At 49.4% G+C, this 19,138-nt stretch carries 19 protein-coding genes, 1 tRNA gene and 2 pseudogenes; 9 read left to right on the plus strand and 13 right to left on the minus strand.

Features of this window, described 5'->3' with window-relative positions; translation table 11 throughout:
* Positions 1 to 58 precede the first annotated feature (58 nt).
* Together GI364_RS15800 and GI364_RS15805 are read left to right on the plus strand one after the other, a co-directional pair.
* The gene (locus GI364_RS15800) at positions 59 to 1,684 is read left to right on the plus strand and encodes a GAF domain-containing sensor histidine kinase (protein ID WP_198850207.1); all 1,626 of its coding nucleotides are present in this window, start codon (positions 59 to 61) and stop codon (positions 1,682 to 1,684) included.
* 5 nt (positions 1,685 to 1,689) lie between these two features.
* On the plus strand, positions 1,690 to 2,406 hold the full coding sequence (locus tag GI364_RS15805) for a response regulator (RefSeq protein ID WP_198854062.1): 717 nt from the start codon (positions 1,690 to 1,692) through the stop codon (positions 2,404 to 2,406).
* Positions 2,407 to 2,584: 178 nt separating this feature from the next.
* Here the strand turns inward: GI364_RS15805 and GI364_RS15810 are convergent, their stop codons facing one another.
* The 3 genes from GI364_RS15810 to GI364_RS15820 all read right to left on the minus strand — a co-directional run bounded on the left by GI364_RS15810 (position 2,585) and on the right by GI364_RS15820 (position 4,236).
* Positions 2,585 to 3,556, minus strand: a complete 972-nt coding sequence (locus tag GI364_RS15810; RefSeq protein WP_198850208.1) for an aromatic acid exporter family protein — start codon at positions 3,554 to 3,556, stop codon at positions 2,585 to 2,587.
* Positions 3,557 to 3,675: 119 nt separating this feature from the next.
* Positions 3,676 to 3,957, minus strand: coding sequence for a hypothetical protein (locus GI364_RS15815; RefSeq protein ID WP_198850209.1), 282 nt, complete (start codon positions 3,955 to 3,957; stop codon positions 3,676 to 3,678).
* Positions 3,958 to 4,083: 126 nt separating this feature from the next.
* On the minus strand, positions 4,084 to 4,236 hold the full coding sequence (locus GI364_RS15820; protein WP_198850210.1) for a hypothetical protein: 153 nt from the start codon (positions 4,234 to 4,236) through the stop codon (positions 4,084 to 4,086).
* 325 nt (positions 4,237 to 4,561) lie between these two features.
* On the opposite strand from GI364_RS15820, the gene GI364_RS15825 reads away from it, so the two are divergent.
* The 3 genes from GI364_RS15825 to GI364_RS15835 all read left to right on the plus strand — a co-directional run bounded on the left by GI364_RS15825 (position 4,562) and on the right by GI364_RS15835 (position 6,568).
* On the plus strand, positions 4,562 to 5,431 hold the full coding sequence (locus GI364_RS15825) for an aldo/keto reductase (protein ID WP_198850211.1): 870 nt from the start codon (positions 4,562 to 4,564) through the stop codon (positions 5,429 to 5,431).
* Between the two features lie 321 nt (positions 5,432 to 5,752).
* Positions 5,753 to 6,025, plus strand: coding sequence for an aspartyl-phosphate phosphatase Spo0E family protein (locus GI364_RS15830; RefSeq protein WP_198850212.1), 273 nt, complete (start codon positions 5,753 to 5,755; stop codon positions 6,023 to 6,025).
* Between the two features lie 446 nt (positions 6,026 to 6,471).
* Positions 6,472 to 6,568: transfer RNA gene (locus GI364_RS15835), tRNA-Sec, on the plus strand.
* A gap of 34 nt (positions 6,569 to 6,602) precedes the next feature.
* On the opposite strand, the gene GI364_RS15840 is transcribed toward GI364_RS15835, so the two are convergent.
* The 3 genes from GI364_RS15840 to GI364_RS15850 all read right to left on the minus strand — a co-directional run bounded on the left by GI364_RS15840 (position 6,603) and on the right by GI364_RS15850 (position 7,925).
* Positions 6,603 to 6,830 carry a hypothetical protein gene (locus GI364_RS15840; RefSeq protein ID WP_198850213.1) on the minus strand — a complete coding sequence of 76 codons (228 nt, stop codon included), beginning with the start codon at positions 6,828 to 6,830 and terminating at the stop codon, positions 6,603 to 6,605.
* 100 nt (positions 6,831 to 6,930) lie between these two features.
* Positions 6,931 to 7,695 (minus strand): hypothetical protein, encoded by a 765-nt coding sequence (locus GI364_RS15845; RefSeq protein ID WP_198850214.1) that lies wholly within the window; start codon positions 7,693 to 7,695, stop codon positions 6,931 to 6,933.
* Positions 7,677 to 7,925, minus strand: coding sequence for a hypothetical protein (locus tag GI364_RS15850; RefSeq protein ID WP_198850215.1), 249 nt, complete (start codon positions 7,923 to 7,925; stop codon positions 7,677 to 7,679). The genes GI364_RS15845 and GI364_RS15850 overlap by 19 nt, the downstream gene beginning before the upstream one ends.
* A 233-nt stretch (positions 7,926 to 8,158) precedes the next feature.
* On the opposite strand from GI364_RS15850, the gene GI364_RS15855 reads away from it, so the two are divergent.
* The 4 genes and pseudogenes from GI364_RS15855 to GI364_RS25455 all read left to right on the plus strand — a co-directional run bounded on the left by GI364_RS15855 (position 8,159) and on the right by GI364_RS25455 (position 10,203).
* Positions 8,159 to 9,472, plus strand: coding sequence for a TrkH family potassium uptake protein (locus GI364_RS15855; RefSeq protein ID WP_198850216.1), 1,314 nt, complete (start codon positions 8,159 to 8,161; stop codon positions 9,470 to 9,472).
* 35 nt (positions 9,473 to 9,507) lie between these two features.
* Positions 9,508 to 9,891, plus strand: a pseudogene (locus GI364_RS25445) (TrkA family potassium uptake protein); the annotation flags it as partial.
* 32 nt (positions 9,892 to 9,923) lie between these two features.
* Positions 9,924 to 9,977: pseudogene (locus GI364_RS25450) on the plus strand (hypothetical protein); the annotation flags it as partial.
* A gap of 13 nt (positions 9,978 to 9,990) precedes the next feature.
* Positions 9,991 to 10,203, plus strand: coding sequence for a cation:proton antiporter regulatory subunit (locus GI364_RS25455; RefSeq protein WP_370541865.1), 213 nt, complete (start codon positions 9,991 to 9,993; stop codon positions 10,201 to 10,203).
* Between the two features lie 36 nt (positions 10,204 to 10,239).
* On the opposite strand, the gene GI364_RS15865 is transcribed toward GI364_RS25455, so the two are convergent.
* From GI364_RS15865 to GI364_RS15895, 7 genes are all read right to left on the minus strand, one after another.
* Positions 10,240 to 12,021 carry a putative bifunctional diguanylate cyclase/phosphodiesterase gene (locus GI364_RS15865; RefSeq protein WP_198850218.1) on the minus strand — a complete coding sequence of 594 codons (1,782 nt, stop codon included), beginning with the start codon at positions 12,019 to 12,021 and terminating at the stop codon, positions 10,240 to 10,242.
* A gap of 85 nt (positions 12,022 to 12,106) precedes the next feature.
* Complete coding sequence (locus GI364_RS15870; RefSeq protein WP_198850219.1) at positions 12,107 to 12,742, minus strand: MBL fold metallo-hydrolase; 636 nt, start codon at positions 12,740 to 12,742, stop codon at positions 12,107 to 12,109.
* Between the two features lie 16 nt (positions 12,743 to 12,758).
* Entirely contained in the window at positions 12,759 to 13,208 is a 450-nt protein-coding gene (gene dtd / locus GI364_RS15875) for a D-aminoacyl-tRNA deacylase (RefSeq protein ID WP_198850220.1), read from the minus strand.
* Between the two features lie 56 nt (positions 13,209 to 13,264).
* Positions 13,265 to 15,415 carry a RelA/SpoT family protein gene (locus tag GI364_RS15880; protein ID WP_198854063.1) on the minus strand — a complete coding sequence of 717 codons (2,151 nt, stop codon included), beginning with the start codon at positions 15,413 to 15,415 and terminating at the stop codon, positions 13,265 to 13,267.
* A gap of 40 nt (positions 15,416 to 15,455) precedes the next feature.
* Positions 15,456 to 15,965, minus strand: a complete 510-nt coding sequence (locus tag GI364_RS15885; protein ID WP_198850221.1) for an adenine phosphoribosyltransferase — start codon at positions 15,963 to 15,965, stop codon at positions 15,456 to 15,458.
* A 128-nt stretch (positions 15,966 to 16,093) separates the two neighbouring features.
* Positions 16,094 to 18,103, minus strand: coding sequence for a single-stranded-DNA-specific exonuclease RecJ (recJ, locus tag GI364_RS15890; protein WP_198850222.1), 2,010 nt, complete (start codon positions 18,101 to 18,103; stop codon positions 16,094 to 16,096).
* 12 nt (positions 18,104 to 18,115) lie between these two features.
* On the minus strand, positions 18,116 to 19,018 hold the full coding sequence (locus GI364_RS15895) for a cation diffusion facilitator family transporter (protein WP_198850223.1): 903 nt from the start codon (positions 19,016 to 19,018) through the stop codon (positions 18,116 to 18,118).
* Between the last annotated feature and the right edge of the window lie 120 nt (positions 19,019 to 19,138).

Here is a 19,138-nt window from a genome sequence, read left to right on the forward strand (position 1 = left end):
AAGTAAATCTGCTGAGACTGAGATCTACTCTGAACCAAGAGAACAGGGGCCTACAGCCATGACCGATATGCAGGACTTTGCACTTGATGAACCATCAACTTTGCGAATTTTAAAAGAACTGGCCGAGGTATTAAACGAGGCCAATGACGTATCTGCAGCCATGGCCGCAATTCTTCCAAGACTTGGTCAAGTCCTGGGTCTATCTACTGCATGGGCCTTTCGCTACGACCCATCCCGCAGTTCCTTTGTGGAAGTTGGCGCCAGCGGGTTGCCTCCCGCTCTTGCCAAAGAGGACACTGCTGCACTAAAGTCTGGGTGGTGTGAGTGCCAAAGTCAGTTTGTGGACGGTACACTGCGGCGGGCCGTGAATCTGGTTCGATGCAGTCGTTTGCGCGATGCTACAGGTGATAAACAAGGATTGGTTTACCACGCCAGCATTCCGCTTCAAAGCAACGGCAAACCACTGGGAATCCTGAATGTTGCTGCCAGCGGGCCAACTGTGTTTACGGAAAATGCACTGGCGCTTCTTACAACCATCGGACACCAGGTTGCAATAGCCGTCGACAGAGCCGGCATCTTGGCAGAGCAGCGAGAGCGAAGCAAGAAATCGCAAGCCTTATCGCAAATTACAGCTGAATTAGTCAGCTTTGTGGAACGTGATGAAATACTCCAGTTTGCCGCGGACAGTCTGGTCAAGCACTTGCACTACGAAGCAGCAGGGATTCTAAATGAAGAACGGGATCCTACGGCACCTGAGGCTGGTCGCTGCCTGATAGCGGCGGCCCACGCGGATGCTGAGGGCGAACCGGGAGAGTATTCCTATGCCCGCGATACTGACCCTGCTGCAGTGTTAGACGAGGAACCAGTTATTCTCAGCAATGCCCGCAGTTCTCTGGAAATCAACATTCCTCAAAGTCCGTTTATACTGCGGCTTGAGAGCAGAAAGCTCCATGTTTTCACCGATGCTGACAAGGAGTTGCTGGAATCGTTTGCTTGGCATATGACGGCAGCACTTGAAAACGAGCGGCTCTACCACCAATCCGTGAAAAGTGTGCAGTGGCGCGAACGCCGAAGGCTTGCCGCTGATTTGCACGACGCTGTCAGCCAACGTCTTTTCTCTGCCCTGCTGTTAACAAGAAGTCTCAGTCTGGCGAACAAGGGCGCCGATACTAAGGCGCAAGGGGCAACGCTGACACGCATCCAAAACCTCATTGCACAAAGCCAGCAGGAAATGAGAGAACTGATTCAAACACTAAGACCGGCCGGCGGGGAGAAGTTCCTTGAAGCCCTTAAAGACCGACTGTCTCCCTTCCAGGCATATGAAGCCGTAAAATTCGAAATTACAGCTCCAGCCGACATCCCGGACATGGACCCCCAAACCCAGCAAGCATTGCTGAAGGTTGTGGATGAAGCTGTTCAAAACACACTGCGACACGCACAAGCCACGACACTCAGTATCCGTATTCTGAACGATACCAGAGAACTCATTATTGCGATTGAAGACAATGGCACGGGTTTTGATGTAACAAACACCCAGGCAGGACTGGGTACCTCAACAATGAAAGAGCGGGTGGAGCAGGCTGGGGGTACATTTACCCTGCACAGCAAACTGCACGAGGGGACTCGAGTTGTCATCAGAATCCCGCTCGCGACGCGTTGGCTATCTGATAAAGGAGACATGTGATTGTGATGAAGCCTGCGATTCGCCTTTTACTAGTGGACGATCACGCTATGGTACGCGAAGGGCTGCGCTCCTTCCTTGAGCTCGCAGAAGACATGACTATCGTAAAAGAGGCAGAAACGGCAGCAGAAGCGATTGCCAGTGCTGATGAGGAGCAGCTTGATGTCATCATCATGGATTTGGTCATGCCAGGTGAACGAAACGGCATTGACGCTATTCGTACCATCGGCCAGAGACACCCGGACATTAGAATTTTGGCGTTAACGTCCTTTCAGGATGAAAGCCGAATCCTGGATGCCTTGGAAGCTGGAGCGATTGGCTATCTGCAAAAGGATATCAGCCCAGATGACCTCCTGGCCGCAGTACGCCATGCTGCTGCAGGACGGACAGTGCTTGAAGCACGTGCCATGGAACTACTGCGCAAAGGTCAATTTGGTAATAGAGGAACAGAAGTGCCGCATCAGGAACGTCCGGAGGAGAACGCTCACACAACCAGTGAATCCGCAGTCGCTCAACTGCCGCCAGTGGATGTGTTAACACAACGAGAGAGTGAAATCCTGCACAAATTGGCGCTGGGATACGCCAACAAGGAAATCGGTGCGGCTTTGGGCATCACGGAAAAAACGGTGAAAGTCCATGTGAGTCACATCCTGTCTAAGCTTGGCGTTTATGACCGGACTCAGGCCGTCATCGTGGCTTCAAAAATGGGAATGGTAGAATTGTGAGATGGTTTTAAGGATTTAACACAAAATTCTTATTTGTATAAAATTCTGATATTTACATTATTACTGCGTCGTGTTAAATTGGTGACGTGCAGGTTTGACAAGCCTGTTTGTCACCCTTCTTGGGCTGTTATTGGGAGTAGGGCCCCAATAACAGCCTCCTTTTATGTTTCATACACATCTATGTACCTTGTTTTTTCACCAAGGTTTCCAACAGCTGAAGTTGAAGAATGAGATCCCGTACAAGCCATACGGCAAACTTGAGCCGATGATTCACGTCCTGAACAATCCATTCATCGTTCTCCTTATACAATGCCGTGGCCGGAGTATCAGAGGTTAGCTGTATCATTCCTTCTGATTTCTTCCGTATCTTTTCCTCATAGGACAAGACATGGGTGACATGGTTTGAAAATTCCGGATAGGGTTGTCTAAGGGTTTCAAAAACCTTTAAAATCCTGACTTCCGCTGATAGTGTTTGAATCATCTGCCGCGCCACAACTTGGCGCCGGCGCAGAGACATCGGGGTCCTTAGGTGCCACAGCGGACGCTCCTCCAGGTATAAGCGGAACAATTCCTCAATCCGCTCCAACTCACGCTCCACTTGTACGCGAGACAGCCGAAGTGCGGCAATTTCTTGAGTTGATCCCAACCGGAGCAATAGTGACAATTGAGTGCTCAAACTGTAGATTCGGCTGAAAACCCGTTTTCCTTGTCGCGGAGGCAACACAAACAGGTTAATGAGTGTAGCAAAACTGATACCAATCATAATGAAGACGAACCGGTGTAGTGCATAAGTCAAATAGTGGTCCTGTGAACTGTACGCCAGTGCGATGACCACAAAAATGGAGAGGTCCAGACTGCGCTCCAACTTCAGTCTCAAGTTGATTGCAATCACGAGGATAATAATAAGTCCAATCACTGCCGGATGTGAACCAAACAGATGTATTCCGCCGATGGCAATAATCCCGCCAATAACGTTTGCTTCGGTATTCTCCAGCAACAGTCTCCAGGATTTGTATACGGAAGGCTGAATGGCGAGGACGGAAGACGCAACAATGTAGCCAATGCCTGTTGTAAGGTGAAACCATTGGCTGATATAAATCGCAAAAATAACTGCTATTCCCGTCTTGATAATGCGGGCTCCAACCAGCATCCCTTCACCCCCTGACTCATCATACCAGAATTAAAGGGCTGCTATAAAAGCAGCCCTTTCTTCAAGTTAAATTTGGCTTCCCTATGTCTTTCAGCAGATCCACAGATCCGTAAGTTTCATTACATTCTGACAATTGTAACCCCTTGAGGTGTTGTCACCATCACCGGTTCCTCTGATTCATCTTCAGAAACACTGCTGGTTTGCGCACTGGCTGCACAGCCATGTTTCTCATTTTTCAGCGTGACATTCCCCTGATTGTACGCCGTCGGCCACTTTTCCAGAACTGCATTGGTTCTCTGCAGCGTGACCGCCAACTTATCGAGCTTGTGATTCATATGCAACAAGAGTTGATACATATCAGGCCGAGGATTCACATCGCAATTCGGTTCTGGAACAGGCATCGTCAAGGCCTCCCTGTAGTCGATAGCACTCACCCTTACGGTAGGCGTTTATCCACCCCTTAGGTCAGTCTATTGGAAAACCTGAAATGTGTGTGGGCAGATATCCCCGGGTACTGCTGTACCCTTTTACAACGCCTCACACTCAAACACGAGTGTTTCCACATCAAAGTCAGTTTCAGCAGAACCGTATAATGTCATACCTTCGATAAGATTTGAGAGAACCACGTCCAAGTCGTCGACGACTTCTACTGTTTCTGTATTATACATCACATATTTCATCAGACTCGGCCTCCTTTTATTAACAGAATTTTATGACGCTTAGAAGCTCCTGTCAATTGAAAATTTATGAACGATATCCGAGAACTGCCCATTTGTCTTATTATTCTGTGTTTGTGGACATATAAATTGAAACTTTGATGAGTCTGTACCCGGTTCAACAGGCTCGGGAGAATTAGATTTGGTTATCAGCAGCACTGCGCTCTATTTGTGTTGCCGAAGGAGAAATAGTATCCTGAAACGTGATCCAAATTCTAAAGTGAAAGCTTTTTTATAAGCTCCCACAGAATTATGGCATCACTTAGTGACTTTCAAGGGAGGTAGAATCATGGCAAATCAGACTGTAACCGCTGCTGCATCCGGCAGTTTTACCATTGGTGGAGACTTGACCGTTAATCGTCTGGGCTACGGCGCAATGCAACTCACCGGGCCTGGAATCTGGGGAGATCCAAAAAATCCAGATGAAGCGGTCCGCGTACTTCAGCGCGCGGTTGAACTAGGTGTCAATTTTATCGACACCGCAGACGCGTATGGACCTTTTGTCTCAGAACAGCTTATAAAGAAGGCTTTGCATCCGTACAAAGACGATTTGGTGATTGCCACTAAGGCTGGCCTGACACGGTCTGGTCCGAATGATTGGCGTCCCGTCGGCAGACCCGAATACTTACGTCAGCAAGTCGAGTTGAGTTTGCGTCACCTCGGACTGGAACGCATCGACCTCCTGCAGCTTCACCGTATCGATCAAAAAGTGCCCTTAGCCGATCAAGTCGGAGAACTGGCCCTGCTGCAACAGGAAGGCAAGATTCGTCATATTGGTCTGAGTGAAGTGAGCATTGAAGACCTACAGGCAGCCAGTGAATTTGCCACTATCGTCTCTGTGCAAAATCTTTTCAATCTGGCAAAACGTGACGCAGAACCGCTGCTGGATTACGCCCAAGAGCACAACATTGCTTTCATACCCTGGTTTCCGCTTGCCACTGGCGAACTGGCGAAGCAAGGCGGCCCGCTTGATAAGCTGGCGGAACAACACGGGTCTAAACCTTCCCAACTGGCCCTTGCATGGCTGCTGAAACGTTCGCCCGTGATGTTGCCCATTCCAGGTACATCTACTGTGTCACACGTAGAGGAGAACATCTCAGCGGCAGGTATAGAACTGAGTGACGCTGATTTTGAAGCTTTGACGCACGCGGTCAAGTAGCACTGGCGGGCACGGCAGACAGTCGTTCTGTACTGTCTAGGAACTGTGCTATTCGTAAAGGCTTCGCTGTGCTATCAAAAAGGCAATATGAGCAAAGGCAGTTTCCTGTGCGGAAACTGCCTTTTGTCTGTATTTTAGCGCCAAAGCCATTTAGTTGGAATCATCTGATTTTTATGACGGATACAATTATCCTATTATTTTATATAACCGACAGAAAATTATTTTCATTCGACACGGTTAGACACAAAAATTGCTGTCTATATGCTACTTTAAATCAAAACAACAAATCTCAAAGTCTTGTTAGGTGGAATCAGTTACATCATGGATATTATTGAATATTTGCGAAGAAAAATGATTCGTACGGCAGAGGTTCACGGGAGTTTGACGCACCCTGAAGTAGTCGCAGTCAGCGAACAACTGGACCTCTTTTTGGTTCAAGTTCAGCGAAACCGTTCTGTTACTCGAACCTTTGTAAATTCAAGAGTGTCACGTGAAGATTTAAAAGCTGTCAAGATTGCACAGCGCAATACAGACAAGGTTTTTAGAAATCGCTACTCAACGCCGACAAGCTTTCGTAAATATCGTAATTTATAGGCACCAAGCCCCAAGGCAGATTCTCCGTCCCGCTTGCAGTTGCTTACTGGTACAACCAGACTCGATGCCTTGCCATTCAGTCACAACCACAAATATCACTGCAGCAACATTGCTCTTTTCCACATCGTTCACACAAGTTTGATGCGTCCATCGTGCACTTAGCCACTCCTTTCGATTAGCTGCTAGTTCTTTCACAGCGTAACAGTACACCCCAAAGCCGTATGCACGCAAGTAGTTGACCTTTGCTGGAAATAGCCGTGGTGTTTGGTCGAAGCCCCTTAGAGTCCTTGATTCTTACCTAAACTCGACATATACTGTGAACTGTCGGTTTGACAAGCTATCATTCTGAAGCAACCTGCGACAGACGCACAGCAGCGGTTGCGTGAGTATTGCGTGAGTACAATAACTCGACTGCAACGTTAGCTAGGTCAAACCACACACTTCGAGGGGGTGGATGGGGAACTGGTGTCCTCCCTGGCCTTCAAAGCCATGTGTGCGGTGTGGTGCATCGCAGGTGAGTTCGATTCTCACACACTCCCGCCAGAAACCGAACGAAATGCAGGCACAGGGTCCCGCACTATCCCCCCATTAATTGCTTACTTGCGGCCGATGCACTCATTGCAATGCTGTCGGCGGAAGAAGGATGGGCAGCAAATGAATAAAACCACCGGAACGGTCGCAGTGAAACCCAGTGATACCCGACATGCTTTGTACCGCCTCCCGACCAACTGCGTTCAAACTCTAACAACTGAATTGAAGGAGAAGCGCGGAAGACCTTTGGTTTACGAATATAAATCACTCTCATAGCAGAACCCCCCACATTGTCCGTAGTCATCTGCTTTCACGTTGACTGCACAAAACTGTGACTTACGAGAAACACCGAGAGCGAATCCGCTCTGGTCCAGCTACTTATTGAGAAACACGCCGCCTTTGTAATCCTGGTCAAAGATAGGGGCATCAATCCAATCATTGTCAACCGTCATGTTTTGGTTCCCTGCTCCAATGTTCCAACCGCCATAAATCTGTCCATGTGCCAGGTTTTGTTTTTCGTGTGAATCCATCCCTGTTATGTTCGCAGTCCCCATGAACACAGCGGAATTCTGGGTAAGTGTATTCACGTCTAGTCTGCCGACACCAATACGCGTTGTCTCTGAAGCGGGTCTGTCACCGGGGTGTAGAATGTGAGTGTCTCGGTCGTCGATTGGCGTGTCAATAATGTCTGGGTCATGTACAAAACTGACGTTGTCGACAAACATGTTGGAACTGCCAATGGATCCAAATCCCATGTTGCTTTTGGAATGAGCGCTGACGCCGCAGACCGTATTTGTGCTGCCCAGATAAATACCCGAGTTGCCGGACACTGTGTTGACTTGAATATTGACCGGTAAATTGGTTGTTTGTGTTGCTGAACTTGTTATCGATCCCGTTGGACCAGCACCACCGGGAGCCTCCTTCGGCATTCCCCCGGGCACGGTTGTAGGGCTTTTCTCATGCTGCCTCCCAGTTTCCATTCTTGGCCCCGTGTCATGCCGCGCTCCAACTCCCGCAGCTGGTCTCTTGGCTTGTCGCCAGTTTTCATCCGTGCGGACCTGCGCCCGTCGCCCCCCTGTGTCCGACGCACCTGCTCTTTTAGAAGTCCATAGCCCATCCATCATATGTTCATATTCCACGCAATCTTCATGTCCTGGTCGTTGATAACGCCGTCAATCCATTCGAAACTATCAATCGTGTTACTGATGGTTCCCCCAATCAATGAAAACGGTCCAAAGTTTGATCCGTGAGCAAAATTCAACTTTTGATTCGCATCCCATCCGGTGACATTGACCTGCCCAATAAAGATGCCTGAGTTCTGCTGTGGACTATTGGCATTAATGACACCAAACGCAATAAATGCCGGCAACTGCAAAACCTCCTTTACGGTCAGCAATCACAGCCGCCCGCCGAAGCTACGCCTGAGTCCAGTACTGTTCTGTTGTGAGACTATGCCGCTGAAAAGATGTCCTATGCGAATGAATTGCTAAAAAGCCGTCGACTTTTCCGGGAATTTGCAGAGAATAGGTGGAAATGGATAGTTTTCTTACGAGAAAGAAAGTGTATAATCGTATGTGATTTCACAGCAGGGGGGACCACTGTTTGCGTAAGCAGCCGCTGAATCCAGCACAACGAATCGCCGTTACATACTTCGCACTCGCAATCATCGGGTCAGCCGTACTGCTTCTGCCCATTATGCACCACACAGCGGTAAGCCTCACGAACGCTGTTTTCACATCCGCAAGCGCCTTGTTTGTCACGGGGCTAACAACTGTACCTACAAATACAACTTGGACTCCGTTCGGAGATGTGGTTATTGCCATCTTGATTCAAATTGGCGGAGCAGGTATCACCCTCGTCACAACAGCGGCATACTTGTTGATGGGTCGAAAAATACCATTAGGTACGCGATTGTTAATGGCTGAAGACCGCAATATGGGTTTACAGGGAATTGTCCGTCTGTTTCGCAACATTATGGCCTTCAGCTTTGCTATTGAAGGAATAGGAACTGCTGCCGTCGGTCTCTACCTCAAATTCGTGTACCATTACACCTGGTTGAGAGCACTGGCGTTCGGGCTTTTTCACTCGATTTCATCCTTTAATAACGCTGGTTTTGACTTGTGGGGAACGTCACTGGAGCAGTTTCAACGCGATCCGTTTATGCTCTTGTTTACAAGCGCCCTCATCATTGTTGGAGGGTTAGGATTCGTGGTTCTGGCGGAATTCTATTCGTTTAGGGAACGTCATTTGGTCTCTCTGCACACGAAAATCGTACTGGTCATGACGGCAATTTTGCTTGTCGCCGGGACACTGCTCATTCTGGCATTCGAATGGAACCGCTCAATGGGACAACTGAGCTGGCCTTATAAAATCCTCAACGCTTGGTTTACGTCGGTTTCGACCAGAACGGCAGGGTTTGACTCAATCCCCATTTCTCACATGAAAGAAGTAACATGGCTCGTGATTACCATGTTCATGTTTATTGGTGCGTCTCCTGGTTCAACAGGCGGAGGAATCAAAACATCTACTTTCTACATGCTCATCAAAACCGCTATTTCTACTATCCGCGGCAACGCGGAAATCGTTTCAGGTGAGCGCTCAATTCCATGGGAGATTGCGCATAAGTCGTTGTTAATCTTCCTGCTTGCAATTGGCGTCATTATGAGCTGTACACTTGTGGACGCTGCCCTGGAGCCGCATATTCGCCTGATGCGGATTATTTTTGAGGAAGTGTCCGCATTTGGAACCGTAGGGCTTACAACGGGGATTACGACAAGCATTGCATTACCTATGAAGTGGGTGTTAATCTTTACGATGTATGTCGGCCGAATTGGAATCCTGACATTCCTATTGGGAATCATGCAGAAATCTCAATCAAAGGTTCGGCACGTACAGGAGCGAATTTTAGTTGGATAGGAGTCTTGACGGTGGCAAGGAATAAATCCGTGGGAATGCTTGGTCCCGGCCGGTTCGCGAATGGTTCAGGACGGAAGCAGCCCAAAACCATTGGCATTATTGGTGCAGGTCGCTTTGGCTCTGGTGCCGCACAGGAATTAATTCGAAACGGGCACCATGTTTTAATCATTGACAGAGATCCGTCTTGTCTTGAACCATTGGCTCACACGTGTCATACGGCTATCGGCAATGCTGAGGATATGGAATTCCTCGCAGAAGCCGGAATCAAAGACGTTGACGCTGTCATTATAGCCATCGGCGACAATGAAACAAGTTCAAATCACGCAACCATCAACTGCAAGGATTTTGACCTATACGTTGTCGCAAAGGCCACACATCCAACACACGGGAAAATCCTGGACCGGCTGGGCGCGGACATGGTGGTATACCCTGAACACGATTCCGGTGTGCGTCTTGCCAGGCTATTAACGAGATCGTCCATATTAGAGACTTTGGAGCTCTATGAAGAGGTCTTCATGATGGAACTCAATGCAGGCGGCGACTTACTCGAGAAGAGTCTGGACCGCCTCAACCTGTCAAATCGGTTCGGTGTACAGGTCGTACTAATCGTGCGCGGTAAAGTCACCATTTTTCCTGTATCTGCATCCAACATTGTCATGCCTGGGGACAGGCTGGTCCTTGTTGGCCCTTCTGAAAGCCTTCACCAAGTGGCAAAGCTCGCGGAGAAATAAGGTCTCCGCGAGCTTCACTCCTCTTTCAACGACTCGCTACATCTTCATAATAAACTTCTTGCTAAACTCCGCGTGTGAAACTGGGGCTCCAAACAGGAAACCCTGCATAAAATCGCAACCCAAACTCAGCAGCGTTGACCTTTGCGCATCGGTCTCAATACCTTCCGCTACGACCTTAAGGTCTAATTGATGAGCGAGCTCTATAATGGCTTTTACGATTGTCCAGTCGTTTTTGGACTCCGGGAGATTTCTGACAAATGACTTATCAATCTTAAGCATATGAACAGGAAGACGGCGCAGATAACTTAATGAAGAAAATCCCGTACCAAAATCATCTACAGCCATCGTAACGCCCAAATCGTGTAAATTATGTAGAATATCAGACACCTTGTCGATGTGCATAAAAACACTTTCGGTAATCTCAAACTGGACACGGTCCGGCTGAATGCCAATGTCCTGCAGAAGCCGCTTGACACTAGTAATAAAGTCAGCACTGGTCAGTTGTAAAACGGATAGATTGATTGCGATTCGGTAATCCGTAAAGCCCATTTTCTCCCACTTCAGCGCCTGTTCACAAGCAGTGCGGAACACTGACTCTCCAATATGGGAGATGATTCCTGCCTCTTCTGCAACGGGAATAAAAGCATCTGGATAAATTAGACCGCGCTCGGGGTGATTCCATCTCACCAAAGCCTCAATGCCCACAAGTCTACCTGTAGAAGCTTCAAATTCCGGCTGGTAGTGTACACAGAACTCATCCTTTGCAACGGCACGGCGCAAATCACTGACTAATGTCAGTTTTTCAACGACTTTTCCGTGGAGTTGTCCGCTATAGCGAACCATCCGCCCTTTTCCAATGTGCTTTGCTTCAATTAACGCTGTGCTGGCATTCTGGATGAGTGTATCGGCAGATTCACCGTCGCGAGGATATACCGCGACACCGGCTGAAAGGGTCACAAAAACCTGCCGTCCTTCGACTACAAAAGGTTGACTGAACATTGCCTTGACCCGGTTCACCAGTTCCATTTGCAACCGGTGATCTCCCTCAGGAATAAAGACTGCGAACTCATCCCCGCCCCAGCGAGCCACAAAACAATTTGGCGGAAAACAAGCTTTAAGGCGGCGGGCTGTACTTTTTACCACCCCTTCAGCTGCAGAATAGCCAAACATACTCACCATCTGTTTAAAGTTATCCATATTCAGAAAGACTACGCCAGACTTGGAATCGGTTGCAGAGCCGTTGACAAGACACTGATTCAGATCATCCCTAAACTTTCGTCGATTCGGAAGCCCTGTCTCATCATCAAAATACGCCATGCGATGCATGACGTTTTCAAATTCCTTTCTTTCTGAGATATCACGTGCAATCATGAAAACGATTTTCTCATGTTGTTGAGGAACTACCCGAATACTAAGTTCGAGAGGCAAAATGCGTCCGTCGTCAACGACATGCTTCCATTCCATGGTTGTATAGGACCGCGTGAAAATGGTTTCTTCCAGTTCCCGCAACTCCGCCGCGGTAATATAGTTGCTCACTAAATCTCTAAATGTCATCGACAACAGCTTTTGCCGTGAAAACCCCGTGGTCTTGCATGCAATGGGATTAACCTCAACAAAAGGCGAAATCTCGTTACTTTCAAAGATAGCAAACACAAAATAGGCATCATTAGCACTGTAGATTAAATCGCGAAACAACGTTTCTGATGCAAACGGTGTACTAGGTTTCCGTAGCCGCCCATCTTCAGACCTTCTAGTGCGCGCAATATCGTCCATCGTTTCACCCTTACCGCCGTACTGCTTTATATCAGTTCTTGTCAATGGAGAAATGTTCCCTATTTTGAGTCCCTTTACCTTCTTTCGACATATTCTATAAGATTCCTTCAAAATTGGTCATAATGATAAACTACAGTTCCAAAAGGAATGGATTTGTCTTTCGCTCGTGTCCCATTGCAGTAGCCTGCATGTGTCCTGGATACAACTGCGTTGTATCGGCGAGATTCAGGAGTCGGTGCAAGGAGCTTTTCATGGCTTCCGCATCTGATTCGGGGAAGTCCGTCCGACCAATGGTGCCAGCAAACAAGGTATCCCCCGTGAACACAATGGATTCACCCACGAGACAGACTCCGCCGGGAGAGTGACCAGGGGTATGCCATACAGAAAAAGACGTCTCCCCCAAGGATACGACGTCACCGTCTGTCCAAAATCGGTCTGGCACGGAAAGAGGAGCCGTGTCTTGGTTGAGCCACATCTTTGCATGTTCGTGGGCCTGTTGCCACAATGCAAAATCCGATCGGTGCAGAAAGATTGGAACGCCATACCGGCGGCGTAGTTCGTCCGTACCCAAGACATGGTCAAAATGTCCGTGTGTGCACCAGACGGCTGTGAGCTTGAGTCGGTGTTCCTCTATATAGGTAAGGACCGGTGACAGCGCTGTATCACCGGGATCGATAACGACAGCCTTGGCGTCAGGGTCTTCACTCTCCGATACCACATAACAATTGGATTGTAATGGACTGATGACAAACCGCTCAATTTTCAAAACAAGGCCCTCCCGTCTAGAAATTTCGTTGACTGTCCAAAAGCAGGGTCACAGGACCGTCGTTCACGAAATCAACTTCCATCATGGCCCCAAACACTCCAGTCGCGACTCGAGGTCCCCTGTCTCTTAAGAGTCCGTTAAACTCGTGATACAAGGCCTCAGCATGTTCCGGTGGAGCGGCATCCATAAAATTAGGCCTGCGGCCTTTGCGGACGTCTCCGTACAATGTAAACTGCGAGATGGACAGAATCTCTCCTCTTACTTCAAGCAGACTCAAATTCATTTTTCCGTCTGCGTCTTCGAAAACTCTCAAATTTACAATCTTATCTGCTATGTACTTCAGATCCTTCTCTGCGTCCCCATGACTAAAGCCCACAAGCAGCATAAATCCCCTGCCAATGGCACCGACTTCCTCGCCTCCCGACCTGACGGCTGCCCTCGTGCAGCGTTGAATGACGACCCGCATTGTATCCCCCCTTGCATATCATAGATGGACCCAGTCTTGCATTGCAGAGTATACGACTATTGCACGACGCGACGCACGGAATGGATATCTTTCAAGCGCTTAATACGCTCCACCACACTTCGTAAGTGTTCAAGATTCCGAATTCTGACGCTGACGTGAATGTGTGCAATTTTCTTCTTGTCGGCTCTCGCACTGACTGCGGTAACATTGGTTTTGGTTTCACCTATGGCATTCATGACCTCATTCACCAACCCGTGCCTGTCCAACCCCTGGACTAACAGGTCCACGTTGTAGTCCATCTGCGAAGCGACAGCCCACTCAACGTCGAGGATGCGTTCCCCGTCCTCGCGCAGAACCTTGACATTGGGGCAGTCCGTGCGGTGCACGGAGACTCCGCGCCCCTTCGTAACGAACCCAGTAATGTCGTCGCCCGGAACAGGATTGCAGCACTTGGCGAAGCGAATCAACATGTTGTCGACGCCTTTGACTTGAACCCCATTGGTATTTGGCTTGTTCTGATGCCTCAGTTCCATGGTAATAGATTCCAGGGATTGGTCCTCATTGTCGCGCCGATATCGCTCTACCAACCTGGTAACAATCTGGACAGGACTGAGGCCGCCGTACCCAATGGAGGCGTACATATCCTCTTCCTTGTTAAAGTTAAACTTCTGCATCACTTCTGCTAAATACTCGTCTTTCAAGAGGTCTTGACTAACGAGGCGCTGCCGCGTAAGTTCCTTTTCCACCAGTACACGACCGCGCTCCACGTTTTCCTCCCTTTTCTCTTTCTTAAACCACTGGCGAATTTTGCTCTTTGCCTGTGAGGACTGTACGATTTTCAGCCAGTCGCGGCTAGGCCCATAGCTGTGTTTTGAAGTCAGGACCTCAACAATATCACCTGTTCTCAGTCTGTAATCCAGCGGAACAATTTTACTGTTCACCTTCGCGCCTATGCATCGATTGCCAATGTCCGTGTGAATGCGATAAGCAAAGTCAATAGGAACTGAACCCGCAGGGAGGTCAATGACATCACCTTTGGGTGTAAAGACGAACACTTCGTCAGTAAACAGGTCGAGTTTGAGGGTCTCCATAAATTCCTGCGCATCCCGAAAATCCTGTTGCCACTCGAGAACTTCTCGAAACCAGGCCAGCTTTTGATCAAATTTCCCTTCAGCCTTTTGTCCGCCCTCTTTGTACACCCAATGCGCAGCAATTCCGTACTCTGCGGTCTCATGCTGTTCCCATGTTCGAATCTGAATCTCAAGCGGTTCGCCTTTCGGACCGACTACAGTCGTATGAAGACTCTGGTACATGTTTGGCTTCGGCATCGCAATATAGTCCTTAAACCGTCCTGGCATCGGCTTCCACATGGTATGTACAACGCCAAGTACGCCATAGCAATCTTTCACGTTCTCGACAATAACACGGACAGCAAAGAGGTCGTAAATTTCGTTAAAGTCTTTGTTCTGCGACACCATTTTCCTGTAGATACTGTAGATGTGCTTTGCGCGTCCTGTGACTTCCGCCTTGAGACTGACCTCTTCGAGCCGTGCTCTGAGGTTGTTCATAACTTCATTGACGTATGCCTCACGCTCTTGGCGTTTTTGAGCCATTAAGTTAACGATGCGATAGTACTGCTGAGGGTTGAGGTAACGAAGGGAGGTATCTTCTAGTTCCCATTTCATTGTGTAGATTCCAAGGCGATGCGCTAAGGGAGCAAAAATCTTTAATGTCTCACGGGAAGTACGGGCTTGTTTCTCAGGGCTTTGATACCGCAGCGTTCTCATGTTGTGCAGCCTGTCGGCCAACTTAATCAACAAAACTCGAATATCTTTAGCCATGGCCATGAACATCTTGCGCAGGTTTTCTGCTTGTTGCTCCTCTGAGGAGTCAAACTTGATGCGTTTCAGTTTCGTTACCCCGTCCACCAGTGCCGCTACTTCCGCTCCAAACTGCCTGACAAGTTCCTCATCAGTGACTCGGGTATCCTCAACGACATCATGCAGCAGGGCCGCCACAAGCGTGGTGGGGTCGAGTTCTAAATCTGCCAGAATTGTGGCAACCGCCACCGGATGAGTGATGTAGGGTTCCCCAGATTTACGGAACTGCCCTTCGTGAGCATCCTTTGCATAGGCATAAGCCTTGTGCAGGAACTCTACTCTGTCATCGTCAGCGTAGCTTTTGACTTTCTCTACGAGCTCGTCCATCCCCACTGCATGTCCCCCCTGTTCTGTGACTTGTTCTTCTCTAGTATTGAACAAGTGTTAAAATCGGCAGATGAAGCGGAAGCTTTTCACGGCCGTTAAGATGCGTCAATTCAATGAAGAATCCGGCTCCGACGACTTCTCCGCCGATTTTCTGAACCAGTTCAATGGTCGCGGCCATGGTGCCGCCAGTCGCAAGCAAATCATCCGCAACGACGACTCTTTGCCCAGGTTGGATGGCATCTGCGTGGATCTCCAATTCATCTGTCGCATACTCCAGTTGATACTGTACACGAACAGTGTTCCCCGGAAGTTTGCCTTTTTTTCGAACGGGTGCAAATCCGGTCTCCGTTGCATACGCTAGGGGAGCCCCTACGACGTAACCACGGGCCTCAGGTCCTACAATGACATCAGCTTGTAATTCTCTTGCAAAAACCGCCAGTTTATCAATGGCAGATTTATAAGCCGGTCCGTTGGCTAACAATGGCGTTATGTCGCGAAAGAGAATGCCCGGCTGCGGAAAATCTGGAATTTCACGAATCCATTCTTTCATCCAATAAGTCTCTCCAATCATACGGTCTTTCCGATGACATGTCCGAATCGGAATGCCTAAACAGGAATATCTAAACAGGAACAGGAATGAAACATTGTAACGCTCCTATTCCGACTCTGCTTTCGGTCTCACAGTGATAAACCAATAGCTCTCTGAAGGTGATCATGATAATGACGCGACTCGCGCAAATCTCTAACATCGGCTCGTTCAACAACATGATACGCGCTCTCTTGGCAGTGGGCAAACCCCAATTCGACAAAAGCATCCAATATCAGTCTGATTTCGTCAGCCATTGCATCCGGCAACACCTCTGCTGCTTCCTCTACAAGCAGCTTCCGACGCGCTCGCAGGAACTTATATAACAATCCAAAGTGCTGGCGTGTAAGGGGACGAACGAGCCGTCTTGCGTCCACGACGCGAATTTGCGCACTGCGGTTTTGCCTCCACGTATTCAACTCGAGTTCGACGACGGCACTGATCTGTTCTCCCGGATGAATTCCTCTTATCCAGTCAGGCGCGTTGAACCAAATCATGTCTCTGCGAGCGCCTCCCTCGGATGCGCTCAGTCTGACATGCTGATTCCCCTTACCTACCATAGCTACAGACTCGACTTTCAACGGCCCCATATAGAAACACAAGGGTGGATTCCCTGGACCATAAGGCGCAAATAATTCTGCCCACTCAACTGTCTCCAAATTGGCTTGTGCCAACGGGAGAAAATCGTCTGCCGGCATCAGCCGGTGCTCACGCTCCTCCAATGCAGCAGTCGCCTCTGTGTCGACCGTCTGTTGGCAAGCTTGGTTAAATGCCCGTTGAAACCCTGTGAGATTGTCTGCGTCAAGTCCACAGCCAATCGCGCCGTCATGCCCGCCAAAGTGAGTCAGGTACGCTTGGCACTGCTGTGTCAACCGGTACAACGAAGTTCCTTCAGGGGCTCGTCCAGAACCCTTCATAGTTCCGTCTCCGTTGTCTGCCAGAACGATCACAGGCTTCTGATAGATATCGACCAGACGAGCAGCCACGATACCTACCACACCTTGGGGCCACGGGCCTGCGACTACATAGCCAGCTGCGTGCCCCGAAAAGTGTTGACTGCACTGTTCCTGTGCCGCTCGAAACGCTTTGTCTGTCTCAAGTCGACGCTGATTGTTCAGCGTTTCAATTTGCTCTGCCAGTTGAGTTGCTTCGAGTGCATCCGTTGACATCAGGAGTCGGAACGCCAGTGCAGCACTGTCCATCCGGCCCGCAGCATTCAGCCTGGGCGTAATGCGCCAAAGGGCTGTCCGGTCCGTTAGTTCTTCCTGCTTGACCCCGGCTGTTGCGCACAGCGAACGCCACCCCGGATGATGTGAAACGCGTAGTGCAGCCAGCCCCTCTCGAATCAAAAGGCGATTCTCAGGGCTCATTGGCATTACATCTGCCAATGCTCCGAGACTCGCCAAGCCTTTCAACCAAGGCAGCAAATCTTCGATTGCCTCAGAGGACACAAGCTGTGTCTCGATACCCGTCGCCAACAGAGCTTCGCTCAGTTTCAGTGCGACACCTGCTCCAGACAGATAAGAGACATCTGCCTGGTGTACAGTTCGGCGCCAGTGCACCAGAGCAGTTGCGGACGCTGGAACGTCATCTCCCGGTTCGTGATGATCCGTGACAATTACATCCATCCCTAGTTCCATCGCTGCTGCTACCGCATCCATACTCCGAATTCCATTGTCTACCGTCACCAAAAGAGTTGCTCCCTGCTCCTTCACACGGTGCACAATTTCCTCTGATAAACCGTACCCATCCTTGATTCGGTGTGGGATATCGCATAGCCAATCAGCGTCAAGGCTGGAAAGTGCAGAGCATAAAATGGAACTCGCCGTCACGCCGTCCACATCATAGTCCCCGATGACGGCAATACGCTCCTGCGCGCCAATTCCCTTCAAAATTCTCTCCACTGCTGCATGCATATCGACAAATGTCCAGGGGCTGGTCAAACAATCACCGTCAAGGCGCAGCCACTGTTTCGCCTGTTCTATGTCAATTCCGCGCGCGCACAACCAACGCGCCACACGTACAGGTATCTCAACAACCTCAGCCATCTGCTCTGCTGTTTCCTGGTTGACCAGAAGGGTCTTCCACAATACTTTTGTCAAACTCATTCTCCTCTATGGGGTTTCTGGATAATACGGATTTACGTGAACGAGCACCTCAACAATCCGCGGAAACACGACACGCAACTCTGTTTTCACGCGTTCAGCCACCTCGTGGCCCTGCTCAACTGAGATCTGTGCGTCTACGCCAATTTCGACGTCGACGACAATGAACTGACCGTGATCGCGAATCCTGAGGTCGTCTACCCGCTCCACCCCTTTAATCTTGTGCAGAGCAGCATAATACTTCTCCAGATTCGTTTCTCTGACCTCAACCCGGTCCATCAACGATTGCACGACGTCGGCCACGATTTGATACCCAATAAATACCACAACCAAAGCCACGCCGGCACCTGCAATGCTGTCCATAAACTTCAACCAGTGAATATGAAATACACGGCCTGCAATCGAAAGTACGATACCGATTAAGGCAGCAATTGACGCATAGACATCTGTCCTATGGTCCTTCGCGCTCGCCACCAAACTGTGGCTGTTGAACCGACGACCCAGCCGAACGTTGTATTGGTACAGGATTTCTTTGACGACAATGGACGCTGCTGCAACGTACGCCGCCATTGCTTCCGGTGCATGAGGCGGAGCGAATAAGCCTTTAATAGAAGCAATGAATACCTCAATTCCTGCTACGAGCAACACGAGGGCAACGACAGCGGAGCTGACAAGTTCTGCCCGGCCGTGGCCGTATGGATGGTCTGCGTCCGGCGGTTTTCGTGCCACTTTCAAACCAATCATTACTGCAATGGATCCGACAACGTCCGCCCCGGAATGAACGGCGTCCGCAAGCAAAGCACGGCTCCCCGCAACATGACCCACCACCGCCTTGCCAATGGTAAGGACGATATTTGCAATGGTTCCAATTGCGGCAGCCAGTTGAATTTGTCGCTGCTGCGATTTATCCACAGGGTTGACTCCTTTGTAACTGCGCTTTCTCTATACTATCCCAAAATCCCGTATCGGCACAAAAGTCGGCATAAAAATACGCTCCGGCAACGGAGCGTATTTTCAGCCTCATACCCTTGA

Origin of the sequence: Alicyclobacillus sp. SO9 (assembly GCF_016406125.1) — a bacterium.
GTDB lineage: Bacteria > Bacillota > Bacilli > Alicyclobacillales > Alicyclobacillaceae > SO9.